The sequence below is a fragment of the Pseudomonas sp. NPDC088444 genome, assembly GCF_044900175.1.
Lineage (GTDB): Bacteria > Pseudomonadota > Gammaproteobacteria > Pseudomonadales > Pseudomonadaceae > Aquipseudomonas.
The window spans coordinates 1-20,638 of record NZ_JBJDNK010000002.1; the positions used below are offsets into that span (position 1 = coordinate 1).

Genomic DNA, 20,638 nt, shown 5'->3' on the forward strand with positions numbered 1-20,638 from the left:
AGGCCGGTGCCTTCGGCCAGTTGTTCAAACGTGAAACCTTTACGGGATTTGCTGTCGAGCAGTTTGGCGGTCAGGGCCAGCGTTGGATCCTGGTAAGCATTGGACTGGGTCATGTCGGTCACTCCGATAGGTTTATTCAGTTTCGTTTCATTTAGTTGGAATCGATTTTTGGCGACAGCCGTCGCATCGCCGGTGAAGCTGTAGCACTCAACCGGTATGGCCAGTGCCGACGACTTCGTATTCCATCACGTGGATGACGCCCTTCGAATCCTCGTAGGTCATCTGGACAGTCGAGACATCCTTGAACTCATCTGGCGCGGTCTGATTGATGACCTTGGCGATGTCCAGTTCGGTGCCGTATTGATAGTGCTCAACCGGGGTCTGGTCTGCGGCGTGGGCTGCGAAACTGGTAAAGGTCAGGGCGGCGATTAGGAAAGTCTTGTACATGGGGAAGTCCTCTTTAATGGGGTAAATGGCAAATTTCAGGTGCAGGACGCCGGCGCATGGCCATCCATGCGCACAAGCATCGTTGTCAAAGGTTGGTGAGTGTCAGGCTACGGCCGCCTGCGGATCTGAACCGTAGGCACAAGCTTCTGGGTGCGCGCTGAGCGAAACAAACTCATTGGTGCGGCCATCGAGCGCTTCAACGGTGCCGCTTTCGATGTCGTAAACCCAGCCGTGCAGATTCAGTTGGCCTTGCTGACGAGCCAGGCGGACGCTTGGATGAGTCAGCAGGTTGCTCAGTTGCGCGGCGACGTTTTCGCGGACCATCGAGCTCAGTTTATGAGCCGGCGTCAGGTGTGTACGCCCCTGGTTGATGACCTTGGCTGAGTCAGCGTGACGCAACCAGCTGGCAACCGCCGGCAGATGATCCAGGCATTTGCACTGGGAGATTGCAGTCATGGCGCCGCAGTCGGAATGGCCGCAAATCACGATGTCTGTCACACCGAGTACCGCCACTGCGTACTCCACCGTTGCCGAAACACCGCCTGGCTCAGGGCCGTAGCTGGGAACGATGTTGCCTGCGTTGCGAATTACGAACAGTTCACCGGGCTCCTGCTGAGTCAGCATTTCGGGGATGACCCGGCTGTCCGAGCAAGTGATGAACAACGTCCCGGGGTTTTGCGTGGTGGACAGGTGTTTGAACAGATCAGTGCGTTGTGGAAACGCTTCTTTCTGAAACTTCAGGATGCCTTCGATCAATGCTTTCATGGTGTCGGTCTCGGTGTCGTTTGCTGTTGGAGCCATATTGAGCTTCGCCAGCTATAACGTCCAAGACCGAGATGCAATACTTTCTATAAGCAGTACCTATAGCTTGAGGGCGCATCGACAGGCGCTTTGAGAGTCAGTGCGGATCGCGGGTGCCTTATATACCAAGCGCCCGAGCAAGCGAATCCAGACCAGCGCAAAGATTGATAGGCCAAACAGGCCGTGCAACCCCAGGAGTGCAGAGCGCAACGTGCTCCCACGTGGAGACAGGCCTTTGAGTTCGATGCAGGCATAGACGCCGACGAACAGCGCAAGCATCAGCCAATGCAGATACATGGAGAGGTTGGCGTAACGCGGTGTTGATGACGTCATGTCGGGGCTCGCTTTCAAGAAGAGGATGAACAGGCCGTAGCGGCGATCGGACTGTGCGGCAGTTGTCTTAACGCAATCTGAAGAATGCGGCCTGCTCCCTTTTTTCTCACCTTCAGACTTCGTTAAGAATCGGCACCGATACTCCCCACCATTCACCACTGGGGAGGAGCCTCGCCCATGCAGGGTCTGGACTGGAACATTTGTCTACCATTGAGCTTCGGCACCGCTGAAGCCCCCGCTCTCTCACTCCACCGTGCCTTGGCACAAGAGCCGCGGCGCGAAAGTTTCGAAGCCTTTATCCAGCAGCGCTTTCGAAAAGCCCACGACGCAGAGATCCGTCAGTTCATGCCTGAGCTGTTCGGCCTGAACGATGGCGCAGGTAGCCTGTGTGCAGTCGCAGGGGTACGCACGGCGACCTCAGGCTCTTTGTTCCTGGAACAATATCTGGACGAGCCGATCGAGCGAGCCATCGAGGCGCAGGCGGCACGGCCAGTCGATCGCCAGGGTATCGTCGAGGTCGGCAACCTGGCCGCAAGCAACCTGGGCAGTGCCAGGCTCAGCATCATCACCGTCACCTGGTTACTCGCGATGGGCGGCCTGGAATGGGTAGCGTTTACAGGTAATGCCGGGCTGGTCAACAGATTCAATCGCTTGGGTCTGCGCCCTGTCATGTTGTGCGCTGCCGACCCGATGCGGCTGGGGGATGATCGCCATGCCTGGGGCAATTACTACGACACCCAGCCCAGCGTGCATGTGGGGGACATACGTTCCGGCTTCTTGCATTTGAGCCACAGCGGTGTGTTCGAGCGGTTTGGCCTGCCACTGACCTTGGAGCGCAGTTGCCATGTCGCCTGAACTCAGCGCTTTCCGTCAGCGGATCGCAGAGCTGGCGACCCATCAGCCAAACGCCTATGCCCTTTGGGGCGATGACCTCAAGCTCGACTACGCCGAACTGGATGCCGAGATTCGGATGCGCCAGCAGAGACTGCGCGACCTGGATGCCAAGGTGGTCGCAGTCTCGCTGGAAAACGGGCCTGACATGATGATCTGGGATCTGGCGATTCTGTTTGAGGAGCTGGCCTGCCTTGCTCTACCGCCCTTCTTCACCGCCGCTCAGCGCCTTCATTGCCTTGCACAGAGTCAGGCCGACGTGGTCATCGGCGGCGCCGACCATGGGGCAGAAATGGCGCAAGCGGGTTTTCAATGCCGTGATGGTTTCTGGGTCAGGCCTGCGGCTGAGCCCTCGCCGCTCCCGCCGGGCACGGCGAAGCTGACTTTCACCTCCGGTACCACCGGCACACCAAAAGGCGTGTGCCTGAGCGCCGACAGCGTGCTGTCCGTCGCGCGAGAACTGCAACTGGCCAGTGAATCGCAGGAACCTCGTCACCATATCTCACTATTACCGTTGGCCATTCTGCTGGAAAACATCGGCTGCTACGCTGCGCTCTACGCCGGTGCCTTGATCAGTTTGCCCAGCCAGCGGACGCTGGGCATTCACGGCGCCAGTGGCGTGGATCTGCCGAAGCTTCTATCTAGCCTGAAGCTCCGCCATCCTGAGAGCATGATTCTCGTGCCGCAACTCCTCCTGCTGTTGGTCAAGGCCTGTGAGATCGGCGCGTTCGACGGCGGCGAGTTGCGCTTCGTTGCAGTAGGAGGCGCAAAGGTCAGCCATGAGCTGCTGATGCGTGCCGCCTCCGCAGGCATTCCCGTTTACGAGGGCTACGGGCTCTCCGAATGCGCGTCGGTTGTCGCACTCAATCGCCCTGGGGCACATCGTCCGGGCAGTGTCGGCAAGCCATTGCCACATGTCCGGTTGCGTCTGGCTGAAGACGGCGAAGTCTTGATTGCATGCTCCGGCATGCTGGGATACCTCGGCGATACGCAGCCCGTTCCTCAGTGGTGGCCAAGCGGTGATTTGGGGGAATGGGACGCCGATGGGTTCCTCCATCTTCACGGCCGCAAGAAGGCTCAGTTCGTCACCAGCTTCGGCCGAAACGTCAGCCCTGAATGGGTAGAGGCCGAGCTGACCCAGCGCGGCCATATTGGTCAGGCGTTCGTATACGGAGAAGCGATGACCCACAACCATGCGCTGATCTGGCCGCTGCGTCCTGAAACCACTGACCTGCAAATCGCCGAAACCGTCGCCATGGCCAATGAAGGGCTACCCGACTATGCACGCGTCCATGGCTGGACACGGCTAGGGCAGCCGTTCAGCCCAGGTAATGACATGGCGACCGCCAATGGTCGTCCCAAGCGGGAAGCCATTCTGGCGCACTACCACCATCTTTTTACCGAGCCCGCACGAGCCGAGGATCATTCATCATGAGTTTTTTCGAGACGCTACAAGCCGCCACGTGCACTGAACGCGAGGCACTGTTCAATCTGCCGGTGATTCATCATGCGCTGTTTGGGCAAGTGACGCTGGAGAGCTATACCGCCTTCCTGACACAGGCCTATTACCACGTACGCCATACCGTGCCCTTGATGATGGCCTGCGGCGCTCGCCTGCCCTCGCGGCTGGAATGGCTACGCGGTGCTGTGTGCGAATACATCGAAGATGAGTACGGTCACGAGCAATGGATTCTCAACGACCTGCGCGCCTGCGGTGCTGACGCTGACGCGGTACGCAACGGCACGCCGGGCCAGCCCATCGAGTTGATGGTCGCCTACCTCTATGACTTGATTGCCCGGGGCAATCCCGTGGGTCTGTTCGGCATGGTGAATGTCCTGGAAGGCACCAGCATCGCCTTGGCGACTCATGCGGCGGGTAGCATCCAACAACGGCTTGGCTTGCCTGCCACTGCTTTCAGTTACCTCAGTTCCCACGGCAGCCTTGACGTCGAGCACATGGAAACCTACCGCAAATTGATGGATCGTCTGAACGATCCGCAAGATCAGGCAGCGGTGATCAAAGCGTCGAAGATGGTGTACGCGCTGTACACCGACATGTTCCGGCAACTCCCTGCCGTGCTCGTCGAACCTGAGAGGGAATCTATTCATGCGTCTGTCTGAAGCCCGTGTCGTATTGACCGGAGCCAGCGGCGGAATCGGCCTCGCCATTGCCGAAGCCTTGTGCAGCCACGGCGCCGAGGTGCTGGCGGTGTCCAGGCATCAGGAGCCCTTGCTACCGTTGCAGAAGCAGTACCCGCACTTGTTGCACTGGGTCAAAGCCGACCTGACGACTCATGACGGTCGTCAGCATGCCCTGATGACAGCTCAGGCTATGGAGGGCATCAACCTGCTGATCAATGCAGCGGGGGTCAATCACTTCGCGATGCTGGAGCAACTCCCTGCCAGAGAGATCGACGCGATGCTCAACATCAATGTGCATGCGCCGATCCTGCTTACCGGCCTGATGCTGCCGCTGTTACGCCGTGTCGAACGCGCCATGATCGTCAACGTCGGCTCGACCTTTGGTTCGATCGGTTACGCCGGCTACGCCACTTACTGCGCCAGTAAGTTTGCCCTGCGTGGATTCTCCGAAGCCTTGCGTCGAGAGTTGGCGGATACGCGAGTCGGTGTGCTGTACGTCGCCCCGCGTGCGACCCGCACCTCGATGAACGGCCCAGCGGCGCGCGCCTTGAATACGGCCCTAAAAAGCCATGAGGACGACCCTCAGACCGTTGCTGCCGCCGTTGTCAGCGCGATCGCTGGCAATCTACGCGAACTCTACCTGGGCTGGCCGGAACGTTTTTTCGTGCGTCTCAATGGTCTGCTTCCCGCCTTGGTTGACCGCTCCCTGCGCAAGCACCTGCCGCTGATTCGTCGGCTGAGCAGCACGCCTTTTGAAGAGAAACCCAAACGATGAAAGCCCTGATCATCACCCTGCTCTCGTTGTTCATCGTGCCTGCTTGGGCGCTAGATGCGCCGGACCAACAGCGCCTGGCGTCCATTCAACAGGAATGGGCACACATCCAGTACCAGTTGCCTGAAGACCAGCGTGTCGCCGCGTTCGAAAAGCTGGCCTCCCAGTCAGCACGGTTCAAGCAGGAGCGCCCCATGGCTGCCGAGGCCTGGATCTGGTCAGGTATCGTCACCAGTAGTTGGGCCGGTGCCCAAGCTGGGCTCGGCGCGTTGAGCAAGGTCAAGCAGGCCAAGGCTGATCTGGAAAAGGCGTTGTCGCTGGATCCGTCGGCGCTGCAAGGCTCCGCGTATGCGAGCCTAGCGGCCTTGTATGATCGAGTGCCCGGCTGGCCCATCGGATTTGGCGACGCGGACAAGGCTCAAGACCTGTTGGAGCAGGCGTTGAAAATCAATCCCGACGGTATCGACCCGCTGTACTTCTGGGGCGATCATCTTTTCCGCCAGGGGCACTATGCTCAAGCGAAGAAGGCGTTGGAGAAAGCCCTGCAAGCGCCCCCCCGCCCGGGTCGGGAGTTGGCCGACAGTGGCCGACGCAAGGATATCCAGCTGCTGCTGGTCGACGTGAACAAGAAACTGAAATGACGGAGCTTGCATGCGTCTGCTGTTGATCGAAGATGATGTTGCGCTGGGTGAAGGGATATATCAGGCGTTGAGTCGAGAGGGTTACACCGTCGATTGGGTGAAAGACGGCAGCAGTGCGCTGCATGCGCTGCTCAGCGAAGGGTTCGATCTGGCGATACTTGACTTGGGCCTGCCCAGGCTTGATGGGCTGTCGGTGCTACGGCGTCTGCGAGAGAGCGGTACTGCTCTGCCTGTGTTGATTCTCACCGCGCGGGATGCCACCGAGGATCGCATCGCCGGCCTCGATGCGGGTGCTGACGATTACTTGATCAAGCCCTTCGACCTCAGTGAACTCAAGGCGCGGCTGCGCGCTCTGCTGCGACGCAGCGCCGGGCGCGCACAGGTGGCGATCGAGCATGCCGGCATCCGGCTCGACCCTGCGACGCAGCAAGTGAGCTATCACGCAGCGCCCGTTTCTCTCACCCCTAAGGAATACCAGCTACTGCATGAGCTGCTGTCCCCTCCCGGCCGTGTAATGACTCGCGAGCGCCTGACACAGTTGCTTTACGGTTGGAACGAAGAAGCGGACAGCAACACCCTGGAGGTGCACATTCATCACCTGCGCAAGAAGTTTTCCAGTGAACTGATTCGCACCGTCAGAGGCGTCGGCTATTTGGTGGAGGATCGCCTTTGACCTCGATACGTCGTCGCACCCTGACGCTCATCATTGGCCTGGTACTCATCGGGCTGACGATCCTGACGCTGACCAATGTCCATGACAGCAACCACGAGATCGCCGAGGTCTACGACGCGCAACTCGCCACCAACGCCCGGTTACTGCAAGGGGTGATGCGCATGCCACTGGCGCGTCAGGAGCACGCCCAGCTGTATCAGGCGTTCAACCAGGCCTTGAGCCAGGCAGACCCCAAGGTCGATGGCCATCCATACGAAAGCAAGATCGCCTTTCAGGTGTGGGATCTACACGGCAACCTGCTGGTGCACACCCCCAGCGCGCCAACCCTGACGCGTGCGCCGACCTATACCGGGTTCAGCGATATCAATGATCTGGGAAAACATCAGTGGCGCACCTTTGTGCTCAAGGACGAGACGCATAACCTGCTGATCTGGGTGGGCGAGCGCGATGATGTGCGCTCCGATCTGGTCAATCGCATCGTGCGCCATACCGTACTTCCCAATCTTATCGGAAGCCTGTTGTTGATGGCCGCCATCTGGCTGGCCATTGGGTGGGGTTTAAAGCCGTTGGCGGATCTGGCCGCCACGTTGCGGGGGCGCCATCCAGGCTCACTTGAGCCCTTGCAACTGGCGCCATTGCCCAGCGAACTCGAACCGATGCAAGCAGCCCTGAACCGGCTGCTGGGGCAGATTCAGGAAGTGCTGAGCCGCGAACGGCGTTTCATCGCCGATGCAGCCCACGAGATGCGCACGCCACTTGCGGTGCTTCGAGTACATGCTCAAAACGTTCTAGAGGCACAAAACGACGCGCAACGACGGGAGTCACTGAACTACCTCGTCGTGGGCGTTGATCGAACGACAAGATTAGTCAATCAACTGCTGACGATTGCCCGGCTCGAACCCGGTACTAGCCCGATCAAGACGCAGCTTGGAGATCTTGTGGCTTCCGTACGCGAAAGCCTTGCGCAGTTGACACCCTGGGTCTTGAGCCGAGGTGTGGAACTGTCTTTCGAGTGCAACGAGCAGACGCATCTGCTGGACACTGACTTCGCGGCGATCGATATCGCGCTACAGAACCTGATTACGAATGCGGTGAATTTCTCGCCAGCAAACGGCCAAATCAACGTCATCCTGGCTGTTAAAAACGACGGTTTTGAATTGAGCGTCGAGGATCAAGGGCCCGGCATCAGTGAGTCTGATCGTGAACGGCTTTTCGAGCGCTTCTACAGCAAAGGTAACGACCACGGGGTCGGGCTCGGTCTTGCCATCGTGAAGACCGTCGCAGTACGCCTCAGCGGTGCAGTTCGACTGGAAAACAGAGTGCCTACAGGATTGGTTGCCATCCTCGCAGTTTCCGTCGTGGCGCAATAGTGTGGGTGGGGTTGAGCATCAGCACGTAGGAGTCAGTTTATGAAAATCCTGTTCATGTGTACGGCCAATAGCTGCCGTAGCGTCTTGTCCGAGGGGCTATTCAATCATCTAGCCCCGGACGGATTCACAGCCATCAGTTCGGGCAGCTTCCCCAGCGGCACGCTCAATCCGCGTGCGGTGAGCACTCTGCAAGGATTGGGAATCGACACGTCCGACCTGTACAGCAAAGGCTCGCAAGCCTTCGCAGACACACCACCTGATGTCGTCATCACTGTGTGCGACAAGGCCGCCGGCGAGCCTTGTCCGGTGTATTTCGGCCCAGCAATCAAAAGTCATTGGGGGCTGTCCGACCCGTCCGAGGTAAACGGCACTGATGAAGATAGTCAGGCCGCATTCGACGCGACGGTTGAACACATCAAGAGGCGATTCTCCGCGTTCTTCACCCTGGATCTGAAAACGCTTCAAGGTGCGGATCTGAAACAGGCCCTGGATCGGATCGGAGCACTGTGATGAGCGAATTTGATAGGGACTCCGCCGAGACCTTTCCAGCCCTTGATCTGTCGCTGATGGATCTCCCCACCGCCGATAAGCTGGGCCTGGCCGACATAACAGGCCGAATCAAGCCCTATACGAGTTTGCTCGAGACTTTTGTTATTGGCTGATGCCGACAACGAACTCCAGGAATGCACGTACTTTTGCCGGGGCAGGTGCCGCGAAGGATAGAGCGCGTATAGCGGGAAATATTCATCTGGCCAATCGGCGAAAAGTTCGATGAGGCGTCCTTCTCGCAGCGCAGCCTCTACGCCGAGTTCCAACACCTGAGCGACGCCCTGCCCCTCTTTGCTCGCCGAACCGCACAGCCAGATCGACTCCCTCTGCCACCAAGTCGCCCAATTGTTCCCGAGTGACGAGATCCAGCTCGATTTCAGGGTAGGTTTCCATGAAGCTCCCAAGAGCCGGCCAGGATCACTCTGGAGAAATACGGATCAACATTCACCCTGAGTCGCCCCGCACTGCAGTAGCACTGCCCGATGCCATCGTCGCCGCCCCTTCAAGTGCGGCAAGCAATGGCGCTATCTCTTCGTAGAGTTGGCGACCTTCAGCCGTGAGCGTGACTGACCGGGTCGTTCTGTCAAATAGGCGGATACCGAGCCTTGCCTCAAGCCGGTCGACTGCTCTGCTGACGCCTGACTGGGTCATGTCCAGCGCACGCGCCGCATTGACGAAACTTCCACTGTCGACCACTGCAGACAGCACTCCCATTCCACTGACTCGGTGTCAGCACCGTCGCTGAATGCATCGATCAGTTATCCACATCGCCTGCCTGGATCAGCGCAGGCCCAGGCGGCAGGGGTTTTGTCGAAGCGGCGGACGCCATTCTGGCGGGACGGGGTCAGCGTTGATCCTGCCGCCCTGCCAGACATGTACCAGACAGCCCGGCCACGATGCTGCCCGCGTGCATGGATGAGCGATATGACGCTCAGACCCTTTGCCATCCGCCTCATGGAAGCCCTCGGTCGAGCCAAAACCGAGAATGTGCAGATCAAGGGCGAAACGAACGCAGACCTTGGCGTGGGCGTCGAGGTCGATGGGTTCGAAGCTCAGAGGAACGAGGCTATCCATTCTGAAAAACGTCCTGTAGGTAAGTCAGGTGTCACCTTTGATTGGATAACGCGCTAGCGCCGACGGCAGGCACCGGTCAATCAGCGCTCGCACTTCCATTCACTCCCGTTCGAACGCAAATACCGGCTCGCCCAGGTTGAGCATCAGCCGATTGGCCCAGGCAAAAATGGAAATCGCGTGAATCAGATCGAGGATCTGTCCGTCATTCAGCCCGTGCTCGCGGAGCGCCTGTATGTGACGGGTACCGATTTCTGCGGGGGCCAGCGTCAGCTCGATGGAGAATTGCACGATGGCCTTTTCCCGTTCGCTGGTCCCGGCTGTCGCCGGATCGGCAAAAATCTCCCGGATGACATCGTTGCGTTTGGCCAACTGTTCGAAGCGCTGGGCGTGGACCGAGGCGCAGTACACGCACTTATTGATCCGCGACACCACCGTGCTCGCCAGTTCGCGCTCGCTGCGCGGAAGCCCGCCGGGTGCATACATGATGGCGTTGAAGGCCTGGGAACGCTGACGCAGGATGTCCGGGTGATGTCCCAGGGTCAGGTAGTAGTCAGAGGTCTTGGCTTGCGGATGACTCTCTTCGAGCACCGCGATCTGCTCAGGGGTTGCGGTTTCAAGGTCAAGCGTCGGCAACCAGGCTTTCCAGCCCAGCACCTCGTTGGTGAATCCGTTGCTGCGAATGGTTTCGCTCATCACGCGGCTCCTGTGGCCGACAAGGCTGAAAGGCCGGCGGCCAGTCGAACCTGATAGGAAAGAAAGGCGATCAGTTGCGCCAGCACCACAATTTCCCCGGTACTAAGCCCCTGTTGCTGCAAGGCCTGCAACGCAGCCCGATCACCATGGACCGGAGACTCGATCAGCGTCCTGGTGAAGCGCAGGATCGCCGCCAGACGGCCATCGTTGAGTTCATCCAGCTTTCCGGCATCGATCAACGCCAGCCCATCGGAGTCGATACCCTGCGCTTGCAGAGCCTTCAGGTAATACGCGCAAAGCGTGGCTTGCGGCGTCAGACGGGCAGCGAAGTATGCCACCCACAGGCGTTCGGTCAGTGACAGGTCAATCCCCAAATCCTGGGCGAAGAACAGGTTATGGCTGCTCTGAGTCGCCAGGGCGACTTTGTCACGGGCATGGCGCACGCCGTGTAGCGCAGAGCCAGGCTGGATATCAAGCAGGCTGTCGAGCACATCGGCAGTGACAGCGATCGGAGAAGTCGAGGACATGGCAATTCCTGAAGTCTATGGAAGCCATCCCGCATCGGCTGTGGCCCATGCGGGATGACCGCGGGTTCACGGTTGTTCGGTGACCATAAGGGCGGCCGTTCGGTCACTGACCAGCGGCTCGACCTTCAGCCCTTTGCGCGCCGCCCAGATGTTCTGGTAGTGGAACAACGGGATGATGCCGACGTCATCGCTGACGACTTTCACCGAGTCCTGAAGGATCTTGCGGCGCTTGGCGTCGTCGAATTCAGCGGTGGAGTCGATCAGAGCCTTGTCCACCAGCGGGTTACTGTAGTGACCCCAATTGGAAGCACCCTGCCCTTTACTGCTGTCGACCGTGGTCAGGATGTTGGTCAGTGCGTACGCCGCTTCGCCGGTGCCGTTGCCCCAGGCGATCACGCTGATTGCCAGTTCGTTCTTATTGGCTTTACCGGCGTACACGGCCCACGGCAGCACTTCCAGCTGGACCTTGACGCCGATCCGCGACCAGAACTGCGCCACCGCCTGCATTGCCTCGGGTGCCTGCGGGTAGCGGTCGCCCGGCACGTGAGCGGTCAGCTGAAAGCCCTCGGGAAAACCCGCTTGCGCCAACAGCTCCTTGGCCTGTTTCGGGTCGTATGGAATGTTCTTCACGTCCGGGTTGTAGCCGAAGGTGTTGGCGGGCATCCACTGATTGGCCTCGGTCACGGTGCCTTGCATGATGCGCTCGTCGATGGCCTGACGGTTGATCGCCAGCGACAGCGCCTTGCGCACACGCACGTCACGCAGCGGGTTTTCGACCAGTGGCTTGCCCGCATTGTCGCGAATGTATTCGTTCGGGCCTTCGCGGAAACTTGGCTGGATGATCAGCGCGCGCAAACCCTGATAGGCGAACACGTTGACACCTGCCGTCTTGCGCAAGCGTTCGACATCGGTGGGCGAGACCTTGTCGATCACGTCCACATCGCCCGCCAGCAGTGCCGCCGTGCGGTTGGCGGCGTTGGCGATGAAGCGGAAATCCACTTTGTCCCAGGTCGGTCTGGCGCCCCAGTAGCTGTCGTTGCGTTCGAAGATCGTGCGGTCACCCGGCACGTAGGACACGAAACGATACGGCCCGGTGCCGATCAGTGCCTTGCCCGAGTTGTAGTCGGCACTACTGGCACTGGCACCGGCATGACGGCTGACGATGTAGATCGAATCCACGTCAGGCAGCAGGTTGGCGTTCGGCGTTTTGGTTTTGATGATCAGGGTGTGATCATCTTTGGCCTTCACCGACTCCACCGTGCGCGTGGCACCGGCGTAAGACGCCACGCTGCCCGGCACGTTGCGCGCCCGTTCGAAGGAGAACACGAAGTCATCGGCGGTCAGCGGCGTGCCGTCCTGCCATTTCACATCATCGCGCAGGTCGAACTGCCAAGTGGTGTCATCCAGCACTTTCCAGCTTTTCGCCAGGCCCGGCAGGGTCTTGTCGTCGTGACGGTTGACCAGCGATTCGAAGGCGTGCAGCGCCACCGAACGGTCACCGGCATAGTTATTGAGTTGCGGGTCGAGAGACGACACCGGATCGGCGTAACCGATGCGCAGCGACTGCGCCGAAACGCTGCCAGCCGCCAGGATCAGCGCCGAGGCGATCAGTGTACGAACACGTGGTTGCATGAAGAAATCCTTGTACGCAATGGCAATGGACACGGCGAGCATTCAAGTGCTCGCTCATGACGGGTCGTTGAGGTGACACGCACTCAGGTGGTTCGGCGAAACCTCCCTGAGCACTGGAACGTCTTCGCGGCAGCGTGCTGTAGCGTGCGGGCAGCGAGGGTGGAAATGACACCCGGCGGGCGGGTTCAGCGGGCTGGGGATTTCCCCTTTGATCGCGTCATATCGGGTATTGCGAACATCGAAACGCGGAATCTGAGCCAATAGCGCCTGGGTGTAGGGATGGTTTGCCCGGACGAACAGGTCGTCTACCGACGCGCTCTCGACCACACGACCCAGGTACATCACCACCACGCGGTCGCACAGATGCTCGACCACCCCCAGGTCGTGACTGATGAACAGGTACGTCAGGTTCAGCTCGTCGCGCAGATCCATGAACAGGTTGAGAATCTGCGCCTGAATCGACACGTCCAGCGCCGCCACCGATTCATCGCAGACCAAAAGCTCAGGCTGCACGGCCAACGCACGGGCGATGCCGATGCGCTGACGCTGGCCGCCACTGAACTGGTGCGGATAACGCTGACGAAACTGCGGGCTGAGTCCGGCCCGTTGCAACTGCGCGCTGACGTAATCGTCGAAACCGGCCTTGTCGGTCAGGCCATGCAACAGAGCGCCTTCGCCGACAATCCGGTCGACCCGCAGACGCGGGTTGAGGCTGGACGACGGGTCCTGGAAGATCATTTGGACTTTGAGACGCACTGCATGGCGTTCCTCGGCCGTCAGCGAGTCGAGGGATTTGCCGTTCACCGACGCCGTGCCCGAGGACACCGGCAACAGCCCGGCGACCATGCGCCCCAGGGTCGACTTGCCGCAGCCGGACTCGCCCACCAGTCCGACCACTTCACCACGATGAATGCGCAGATCGACACGATCGACCGCGTGGGTCACCGGCTTGGTGCGGCTCAGTTGCAGGCGTTGCAGCAGGCGCTGAACCGAGTGGTCGGGGAGCGGTTTGCCAAAGGTCTTGCTGACCTGATTCAACTCGATCAGCGGGATCTGTTCACTGCGCATCGGCGGCTCCCGGATGAAAACAACGAACGATCTGGCCGGGGGCGACATCGCGCAGCGGCGGCTCCTCTGCGCACCGGTGCGAGGCACGCGAGCAACGGGCGGCGAACGCGCAACCGGCAGGCATCGACAACAAGTCCGGCGCCATGCCGGGGATCTGTCGCAAGCGCTGGCCACGATGGTTGCGGCTTGGCAGGCTGTCGATCAGGCCCTGGGTGTAAGGGTGTTGCGGGCGGTCGAGCACATCATCCACCGCCCCCTGCTCGACGATGCGCCCGGCGTACATCACCGCCACATCATCGGCCAGACCAGCGACCACGGACAGGTCGTGGGTGATCCAGATCAGCGAGGTGCCGTGCTCACGCACCAGTTTCTGCACTTCACTGAGAATCTGCGCCTGAATGGTCACGTCGAGCGCGGTGGTCGGCTCGTCGGCGATGATCAGGTCGGGCGAATGCAGCAAGGCAATGGCGATCGCCACGCGCTGACGCATGCCGCCCGACAATTGATGCGGGTAGGCACGCAGGCGTTCTTCCGGGCTGGGAATGCCCATCAGCGCCAGGGTGCGTGCAGCGTGCTCGCGGGCGTCGCGCTTGCTCAGCGAACGATGGGCGCGCACGGCTTCGATCATTTGTGTATCGACCCGTAGCACCGGGTTGAGGGTCATCATCGGGTCCTGAAAAATCATCGCGATCCGATTACCTTGCAGGTCACGCAACTGCGCGGGCGAAAGCCCGGTGAGGTCGCGCCCCTTGAACAGCACCTGACCACCACTGATTCGGCCTGGCGCATCGACCAGCCCCAGAATCGAGAACCCGGTCACCGACTTGCCCGACCCGGACTCCCCCACCAGCCCCAACACACGACCGGGCTGCACGCGCAACGACACATCACGCACCGCTGGCAGCACGCCTGCGCGGGTGTGGAAGGAGGTACACAAATTGAGCACTTCGAGGGTCGGGGCCGCCACGGCGGACGATTCAGGCAGGCTCATCGCTGCAACCTCGGGTTCAGAACGTCACGCAGACGGTCGCCGACCAGGTTGATCGCGACGATGGTGATCAGCAGCGCCAACCCGGGAAACAGGCTGATCCAGTATTCGTTGCTGAGCATGTATTGAAAGCCGTTGGCGATCAGCAGCCCCAGAGAGGGTTCGGTGACCGGCACGCCAAGGCCGAGGAACGACAATGTCGCTTCAAGGGTGATGGCCCGGGCGATCTGCAACGCGCCGATGACGATCAACGGCGGCAGGCAGTTGGGCAGAATGTGGCCGACGACGATGCGCCACGGCCCGATACCCTGTCCGCGTGCGGCCTCGACGTACTCCCGGCGGCTTTCGGTCAACGCCTGCCCCCGTGCCGTGCGGGCGTAATAGGCCCACTCCAGCAGCACCAGGGTGAGCATGACGTTGCCGACGCCCTTGCCCAGCCACGCCAGAATCATCAGCGCCATGAGGATCACCGGGAAAGACAGCAGCAGGTCCACCAGACGCATCAGCAAGGCGTCGACCCAGCCGCCGACATAGGCCGAGACCAGCCCGAGAAGCGTGCCGATGACCGCCGCGATCAGCGCCGAACCGATGCCCACCCACAGGCTGATGCGCAGGCCGTACATGATCGCCGATACCAGATCGCGGCCCTGCCCGTCGGTGCCGAGCCAATAGGTGTAGCCGCTGTCCATGTTGGCACTGCCAGGCGCCAGACGCGCATCCAGCACGTTGAGCTGCATCAGGTCATACGGGTTCTGCACCACAATCCATGGCGCGAGCACCGCGACCAGCACAATGATCAGCAGCGCAATCAGGCCGACCACCGCGGTGGGTGAACTGACAAACTCTACCGCGACGCGACGCCACGGGGACTGGGCCTGCAAGCGCGCGTCGCGTGGCACAGGTCTGGAGACTGCATTCATCGGGAAGCCTCGACACGCACGCGAGGGTCAAGCAGGTAATACAGGCCGTCAACGACCAGATTCAGCACGACGAAAATCACTACGACCACCATCAGATACGCGACCACCACCGGGCGGTCCAGGGTGTTGATGCTGTCCAGAATCAACTTGCCCGCCCCCGGCCAGGAAAAGATGCTTTCAGTGACCACGGCGTAGGCAATGGTCGACCCCAGCTCCATCGCCAACACTGTCACCACCGGAATCATGGTGTTGCGCATGACGTGCATGCACATCACCCGAAGCGGTGACAGGCCCTTGGCCCGGGCGAACTTGACGAATTCCTGGGGCAGCACTTCGCGCACACCGGCGCGGGTCAAGCGCAGCACCAGCGAGATCTTGAACAGAGCCAGATTCAACGCAGGCAGCAGCAGATGTTGCAGCCCGTCGAGGGTCAGCCACGACCATTGCACACCGAACCACTCGCGGGTGTCGCCGCGACCGCTGGCCGGCAACCAGCCGAGCTTGATCGAGAACAGCATGATCATCATCAACGCCACCCAGAACGCAGGCAGGGAAAACCCGACAATGCTGGCGGCCATCATCACGCGTGACAGCGGGTGGTCAGGGTAAGTCCCGGCGAACATGCCCAGCGGCACGCCGATCACAACGGCCAGAAAAAGCGCGCTGAAGGCCAGCTCGAAGGTCGCGGGAAGGCGTTGCAGGATCAGGCGCATGGCGTCTTCGTGATAGACGAAACTCTGGCCGAGATTGCCGTGCATCGCGCCTTGCAGAAACAGCAGGTATTGCTGCCACAACGGCTTGTCCAGCCCCAGATGAGCGATAGCCTGAAGACGTTCGGCCTGGTTGAGGTCCTCGCCGACCAGAATGTCCATTGGGTTCCCAATGGCATTCAGGCCGATGAACACCACCAGCGTCATCAGCAGAATGACCAGCAGTGACTGGCTCAGCCTTCTCACCGCCCAACCCATCATGAACGCAACTCTTCAGCGGTCGGCTGGCTGGCGACCCACTCGTCACCCAGCAGTTCGGGATCGGCGTAATTGCGCATGGCCTCGAAATGCTGCTCGATGTCTTCGTTGAACAACTGGCCGATCAGTGCGTGGGCCAAGCGCTTGGAGCCTTCGCTGATCGCCGGAATATCGCCGGAGACCGCGCCATAACTCAGGGCGGCCGGGTAACTGAAGCAGTGGATGTGGTTCAGTCCGGGGCAGACGCCAGGGGTCTTTTCCTGAAATTCGAAACAGGTGCCCAGATCCGGCAGCTCGGCCAGTTCGTCATCGGCTTCGCCAGCAGGTGCCGCGAAGCGATCCCGCCAGACCCGAATCTGCGCCGAGAACGGCGCGAATTCCGGACGCAGCGCAAAATCGGTGCGAAAACCTGTGGCGAACACCAGAAAATCCGCCTCGATCTGTGCGTCAGGTGTGTTCAGCAACAGGCCACCGGCGAGGTTTTCCTGCACCGACAGCACCGGGCTGTTCAGCAGAAACCGCGCCTTGCCCGAACGCGAGACACGCAATGTGCTGCCCCGTGGCGGCGGCACTTGCTGGGTATTGAGGTAATTGCGGATACGCCATTTCCACGCGTCGGGCAGGCGCCAGTAACCATGAGTCATGCCCGGATTGCCCGCGCCCTTGCCCTTGTTGATGCGTGGCAACTCGGCGCGGCGAATTAGCAGGTCGACTCGCGTGGCGCCTGCTTCCAGTGCGGTGGCGGCGCTGTCCATGGCCGAAGCCCCTCCGCCGATCACGGCGACACGCTTGCCTTCGAACCACTCGTTCTGCAGCCCATCGGCCGAGTGCGCCCACAAGTGACGCGGCACCTGATGGGCAAAGTCCGGCACCCATGGGCCGCCCAGCCCGTCGCGCCCGGTGGCGAGGACCACGTGACGGGCGAGCAGACGCTGAGTCTGTCCGGCGGTTTCTACATCAAGCTCGACGATGCCGTCCGCCCTTGGCGCAACACGGGCCACGTAATGCTCATTGCGCACATCCAGCGCCAGTACCTTGCGATACCAGCGCAGGTAGTCAGCCCATTGCAGACGCGGAATCTTGTCCAGCTGTGCCCAGCCCTTATCGCCGAACTGTGCTTCGTACCAGGCGCGAAAGGTCAACGCTGGCAAACCCAGCGCAGGGCCTGTCAGTTGCTTGGGCGAGCGCAGGGTTTCCATGCGGGCGGTGGTCGCCCACGGTCCTTCGAAACCTGCGGGAGCCTGATCGAAAATCACCGCCGCGACGCCCAGATGACGCAGCTCCGCCGCCAAGGCGAGACCGGCCATGCCGCCTCCGATGATCGCCACATCCAGCACAGGCGCGTCCTGATCGAGACGCGGCTTGACCCACGGATTGGCAGGCAGGTCGAGCCAGGCCAGATCCTGGCGCAGGCGCGCCTCCAGCACTTCAAGGCCAGCGGGGGCAAACGATTCGGACATGTTCGGTACTCGGCATGACGATCGGGCCAAATGCCCGGTCCTTGATTCAAATCACTTCAAAAAGCGTTCCAGAACCACAGAATATGAATTCATGAAGGCATTGAATGCTTAAATCGAATACTAAAAGGCGTTTTTTATTCTCGCAATGCGCAAAAAAGCATATTGATATTCTTTAAAAGAATATTTGATAAAAAAATGCCAGTACGCTATTCGGCGTAGATGCTCTGCAGCAGTGCATCGTGGGCGCTGGCTTCGTGCATCACCATCTCCGGCAGTAGTCGCTTCGCCGCATGGGCAATCTCCTCGATCAAGGCTAGCGCCACGTCAGACAGTGGACTGGCGAAGGCCGAGATCAGGCCGAAGAAGAACGGGATGTGGCTGTTGATGGGGCGAACCACTACCCCCTCGACCGGCACGCCTTTGGCAGTAAATGGGTCGATCAGCGCAATGCCGAGCCCCGCCCCGGCCATCTGCATGGCGATCAGAGAGGTGTTGGTGTCGAGCATGCGCGGCGTGCCGCACCCGGCATCGACAAACGCCTTGTCGATGCGACGCCGGAAGCGGTAGGGATTGGCCATGGTCACCAACGTTTCGCGTGCCAGCGCCTCCATGGACAGCACTTGATGGCCCGCCAGCGGTGAGCCAGCCGGCAACACCGCCACGCAGGGGGCCTCGCCGATCCAATGAATCTCCAGCCCGCGGTGCTCAAGCGGCAGACTCACGGCCCCCAGATCCGTGGTTTTCGACAGTACGGCCTGTACGACGTTTTCCGGCGACATGCTCTGCAACTGGACGTGCTGCGGACGCAGCGGCTCAGGTAGTTGCGCCAGGGCAGCAGGCAGCAACCCGGCCGCCAACGCCGAAATCGCCACCAGCTTGATGTGGTGATTCTCCTCGTGTGTGATGAGCTTGGCCCGTTGACGAATGTTGCGAATCCCCAGCAAGGCGCTTTCGACCTCGCCATACATCATGAATGCCTTTTGCGTCGGGGTGACCTTCGGCCCGCTGCGTTCGAACAGGGCAAAGCCCAGCTCCTGTTCCAGCTCCTGGATTGCCCGGGTAACGGAGGGTTGAGACCGGCCAAGCATCTTGCCCGCTGCTGTGACACTGCCTGCCGACATTGCCGCCGCGAACGCTTCCAGTTGACGCAGATCCATACACTCGTCCTACAAATGACCAATCAAGGAGGGCGCTTAAAGCATCCTCGTGGAGGCGCAGAAGTCTACACGCAGATGGGTCTCGGCATGGAAGAGACGTTTGCAAGGAGCAATGACAGTTTGCAGCGGATCCCATGCGGGCCTGATCCGGCGCCACGTCACTGCACCGTGCCTGATCCAGCCACGTCAGATGCTCTCGCGAACGACCACGCTGCACGCCAGCAGGTTCAGACGCTGCAGCTCGCCTTCGAAGTGGAGCACCCCCAGGCTCTGCAGCACCCGTTCAGCCGCCAACACACCGATCTCCAGTGCCGGTGGTTTGATCGTGCTCAGGCTGGGCAGCAACATGTGCGCGAACGGGTAATCGCCGAAGCCGAGAATGGCGCAATCTCCGGGAATGCTCAGCCCGGCCCGCTGCGCAGCGAGCTGCCCACCTGCGGCCAGGTTGTCGTTGGCGAAGAAAATCGCATCAGGCGGCTCGGGCTGCGCCATCAGGTCGGTCATGGCCTGTTTGCCCGCCTCGAAGGGCGCCAGGGTTGCGGCCGGGGTATAGACCTGCGGCGTCAGCCCAAGCGCCCGCATCGTGTCGCGATAACCGTCACAGCGCTCGACGGCGCTCAAGTCACCCGCCGCGCTGTTGAGTACAAAGGCGATCCGGCGATAACCACGCTCATGCAAACACTGTGTGCCGCTGACGCCCACTTGATGATGTGAAAAACCGATCTGAACTGGCGTGCGGTCAGGCTGATAATCCCAGGTCTCGATCACCGGGATATCGGCATCGGTCAGCATGCGCTCGGTTCCGGCGCTGTGAAAATGGCTGGTGACCACCAGCGCCGCCGGTGACCAGCCGAGGAAGGCACGCACCGCGCTTTCTTCCTGCTCAGTAGAGAAATAACTGGACGCCAGCAACAGCTGATGACCGTGTCGACTCAAGGTATCGCTGAAGCCCTGAATGGTGTCCGCGAAAATGGGCCCCGAGATGTTAGGCACCACCATGCCAACGATCTTGCCCCGCGCCGACGCCAGACCGCCTGCCACCAGATTGGGCACGTAGCCCAGCTCGGCCACGGCCTGTTCGATTCGCTGGCGATGATCTTCCGAGACGAGTTCTGGCTGATTGAAGTAGCGCGAAATGGTCATCATCGACACGCCGACATGCCGGGCCACCACGGCCTGAGTCACGCGTCCGGCACTTCGGCGCTTGCGCGCAGGTTCTTTTGCATCTGTCACGCTTATCCCCTTTTTAAAAACCAAAACGCATAACAGGCTAATTTTTGAGTATTGGACGGTCTATGTGTCAGTTGACAATACTGGCGATGTTAGCGCTAACCAAGTGCCTTGTCAGCTACTCGCTTGAGCGAATGCCACCCGCACCGGACACCTGACGCAACATGCGCGCAGCGCCCAGAGAAGGCGTAGCGCCCGGCATTCATCTTTCCAGTGAGCATCGCTATGCAGCAGACATCAGGGAACCGTATCACCGCTGTTTTCACCCCACGACGTGCCTCATCCTGTGTGCCGACCCGCCT

General features: G+C 60.5%; 23 protein-coding genes and 2 pseudogenes. 9 read left to right on the forward strand and 16 right to left on the reverse strand.

Translation table 11 applies throughout. The features are described from left to right. Positions 1–207: 207 nt before the first annotated feature. From ACI2KB_RS04285 to ACI2KB_RS04295, 3 genes and pseudogenes are all read right to left on the reverse strand, one after another. A complete protein-coding gene (locus tag ACI2KB_RS04285) occupies positions 208–447 on the reverse strand; it encodes a DUF2790 domain-containing protein (RefSeq protein ID WP_404631760.1) in 240 nt (79 codons plus the stop codon). 102 nt (positions 448–549) lie between these two features. Beyond that, positions 550–1,212 (reverse strand): carbonic anhydrase, encoded by a 663-nt coding sequence (locus ACI2KB_RS04290; RefSeq protein ID WP_404632750.1) that lies wholly within the window; start codon positions 1,210–1,212, stop codon positions 550–552. Positions 1,213–1,359: 147 nt separating this feature from the next. Further along, positions 1,360–1,581 (reverse strand): annotated as a pseudogene (locus ACI2KB_RS04295) (cytochrome B); the annotation flags it as partial. A 177-nt stretch (positions 1,582–1,758) separates the two neighbouring features. On the opposite strand from ACI2KB_RS04295, the gene ACI2KB_RS04300 reads away from it, so the two are divergent. The 9 genes from ACI2KB_RS04300 to ACI2KB_RS04340 are packed head-to-tail and all read left to right on the forward strand — an operon-like array spanning position 1,759 to position 8,732. After that, the gene (locus ACI2KB_RS04300) at positions 1,759–2,436 is read left to right on the forward strand and encodes a thermostable hemolysin (RefSeq protein WP_404631762.1); all 678 of its coding nucleotides are present in this window, start codon (positions 1,759–1,761) and stop codon (positions 2,434–2,436) included. After that, positions 2,426–3,907, forward strand: a complete 1,482-nt coding sequence (locus tag ACI2KB_RS04305; protein WP_404631764.1) for an AMP-binding protein — start codon at positions 2,426–2,428, stop codon at positions 3,905–3,907. The genes ACI2KB_RS04300 and ACI2KB_RS04305 overlap by 11 nt, the downstream gene beginning before the upstream one ends. Further along, positions 3,904–4,593, forward strand: a complete 690-nt coding sequence (locus tag ACI2KB_RS04310) for a TenA family transcriptional regulator (protein ID WP_404631766.1) — start codon at positions 3,904–3,906, stop codon at positions 4,591–4,593. Before ACI2KB_RS04305 ends, ACI2KB_RS04310 begins: the two co-directional genes overlap by 4 nt. Next, a complete protein-coding gene (locus ACI2KB_RS04315; protein WP_404631768.1) occupies positions 4,580–5,389 on the forward strand; it encodes an SDR family oxidoreductase in 810 nt (269 codons plus the stop codon). Before ACI2KB_RS04310 ends, ACI2KB_RS04315 begins: the two co-directional genes overlap by 14 nt. After that, positions 5,386–6,027: a tetratricopeptide repeat protein gene (locus tag ACI2KB_RS04320; RefSeq protein ID WP_404631770.1), complete on the forward strand. Its 642-nt coding sequence runs from the start codon at positions 5,386–5,388 to the stop codon at positions 6,025–6,027. Before ACI2KB_RS04315 ends, ACI2KB_RS04320 begins: the two co-directional genes overlap by 4 nt. 10 nt (positions 6,028–6,037) lie before the next feature. Then, complete coding sequence (locus ACI2KB_RS04325) at positions 6,038–6,700, forward strand: response regulator (RefSeq protein ID WP_404631772.1); 663 nt, start codon at positions 6,038–6,040, stop codon at positions 6,698–6,700. Continuing rightward, positions 6,697–8,070 (forward strand): ATP-binding protein, encoded by a 1,374-nt coding sequence (locus ACI2KB_RS04330; RefSeq protein WP_404631774.1) that lies wholly within the window; start codon positions 6,697–6,699, stop codon positions 8,068–8,070. Before ACI2KB_RS04325 ends, ACI2KB_RS04330 begins: the two co-directional genes overlap by 4 nt. 39 nt (positions 8,071–8,109) lie before the next feature. Continuing rightward, positions 8,110–8,580 (forward strand): arsenate reductase ArsC, encoded by a 471-nt coding sequence (locus ACI2KB_RS04335; RefSeq protein WP_404631776.1) that lies wholly within the window; start codon positions 8,110–8,112, stop codon positions 8,578–8,580. Then, the gene (locus ACI2KB_RS04340; protein WP_404631778.1) at positions 8,580–8,732 is read left to right on the forward strand and encodes a hypothetical protein; all 153 of its coding nucleotides are present in this window, start codon (positions 8,580–8,582) and stop codon (positions 8,730–8,732) included. Before ACI2KB_RS04335 ends, ACI2KB_RS04340 begins: the two co-directional genes overlap by 1 nt. Positions 8,733–8,814: 82 nt before the next feature. Here the strand turns inward: ACI2KB_RS04340 and ACI2KB_RS04345 are convergent. The 13 genes and pseudogenes from ACI2KB_RS04345 to ACI2KB_RS04405 all read right to left on the reverse strand — a co-directional run. Beyond that, positions 8,815–9,018, reverse strand: a pseudogene (locus ACI2KB_RS04345) (hypothetical protein); the annotation flags it as partial. Between the two features lie 45 nt (positions 9,019–9,063). Continuing rightward, positions 9,064–9,333 carry a LysR family transcriptional regulator gene (locus tag ACI2KB_RS04350; protein ID WP_404631780.1) on the reverse strand — a complete coding sequence of 90 codons (270 nt, stop codon included), beginning with the start codon at positions 9,331–9,333 and terminating at the stop codon, positions 9,064–9,066. 66 nt (positions 9,334–9,399) lie between these two features. After that, positions 9,400–9,693, reverse strand: coding sequence for a hypothetical protein (locus ACI2KB_RS04355; RefSeq protein WP_404631782.1), 294 nt, complete (start codon positions 9,691–9,693; stop codon positions 9,400–9,402). Positions 9,694–9,792: 99 nt separating this feature from the next. Next, positions 9,793–10,386, reverse strand: a complete 594-nt coding sequence (locus tag ACI2KB_RS04360; protein WP_404631784.1) for a peroxidase-related enzyme — start codon at positions 10,384–10,386, stop codon at positions 9,793–9,795. Next, a complete protein-coding gene (locus tag ACI2KB_RS04365) occupies positions 10,386–10,913 on the reverse strand; it encodes a CMD domain-containing protein (RefSeq protein WP_404631786.1) in 528 nt (175 codons plus the stop codon). The genes ACI2KB_RS04360 and ACI2KB_RS04365 overlap by 1 nt, the downstream gene beginning before the upstream one ends. A gap of 66 nt (positions 10,914–10,979) precedes the next feature. Continuing rightward, positions 10,980–12,545 carry an ABC transporter substrate-binding protein gene (locus tag ACI2KB_RS04370; protein WP_404631788.1) on the reverse strand — a complete coding sequence of 522 codons (1,566 nt, stop codon included), beginning with the start codon at positions 12,543–12,545 and terminating at the stop codon, positions 10,980–10,982. 54 nt (positions 12,546–12,599) lie between these two features. Next, positions 12,600–13,613, reverse strand: coding sequence for an ABC transporter ATP-binding protein (locus tag ACI2KB_RS04375; RefSeq protein WP_404631790.1), 1,014 nt, complete (start codon positions 13,611–13,613; stop codon positions 12,600–12,602). Further along, on the reverse strand, positions 13,603–14,604 hold the full coding sequence (locus tag ACI2KB_RS04380; RefSeq protein WP_404631792.1) for an ABC transporter ATP-binding protein: 1,002 nt from the start codon (positions 14,602–14,604) through the stop codon (positions 13,603–13,605). Before ACI2KB_RS04380 ends, ACI2KB_RS04375 begins: the two co-directional genes overlap by 11 nt. Further along, positions 14,601–15,521, reverse strand: coding sequence for an ABC transporter permease (locus ACI2KB_RS04385; RefSeq protein ID WP_404631794.1), 921 nt, complete (start codon positions 15,519–15,521; stop codon positions 14,601–14,603). The genes ACI2KB_RS04380 and ACI2KB_RS04385 overlap by 4 nt, the downstream gene beginning before the upstream one ends. Then, positions 15,518–16,492: an ABC transporter permease gene (locus ACI2KB_RS04390; protein WP_404631796.1), complete on the reverse strand. Its 975-nt coding sequence runs from the start codon at positions 16,490–16,492 to the stop codon at positions 15,518–15,520. The genes ACI2KB_RS04385 and ACI2KB_RS04390 overlap by 4 nt, the downstream gene beginning before the upstream one ends. Then, a complete protein-coding gene (locus ACI2KB_RS04395) occupies positions 16,489–17,949 on the reverse strand; it encodes an FAD-dependent oxidoreductase (protein ID WP_404631798.1) in 1,461 nt (486 codons plus the stop codon). Before ACI2KB_RS04395 ends, ACI2KB_RS04390 begins: the two co-directional genes overlap by 4 nt. 206 nt (positions 17,950–18,155) lie before the next feature. Continuing rightward, complete coding sequence (locus ACI2KB_RS04400) at positions 18,156–19,106, reverse strand: LysR family transcriptional regulator (protein ID WP_404631800.1); 951 nt, start codon at positions 19,104–19,106, stop codon at positions 18,156–18,158. A gap of 186 nt (positions 19,107–19,292) precedes the next feature. Then, on the reverse strand, positions 19,293–20,339 hold the full coding sequence (locus ACI2KB_RS04405) for a substrate-binding domain-containing protein (protein WP_404631802.1): 1,047 nt from the start codon (positions 20,337–20,339) through the stop codon (positions 19,293–19,295). Positions 20,340–20,638: the final 299 nt, after the last annotated feature.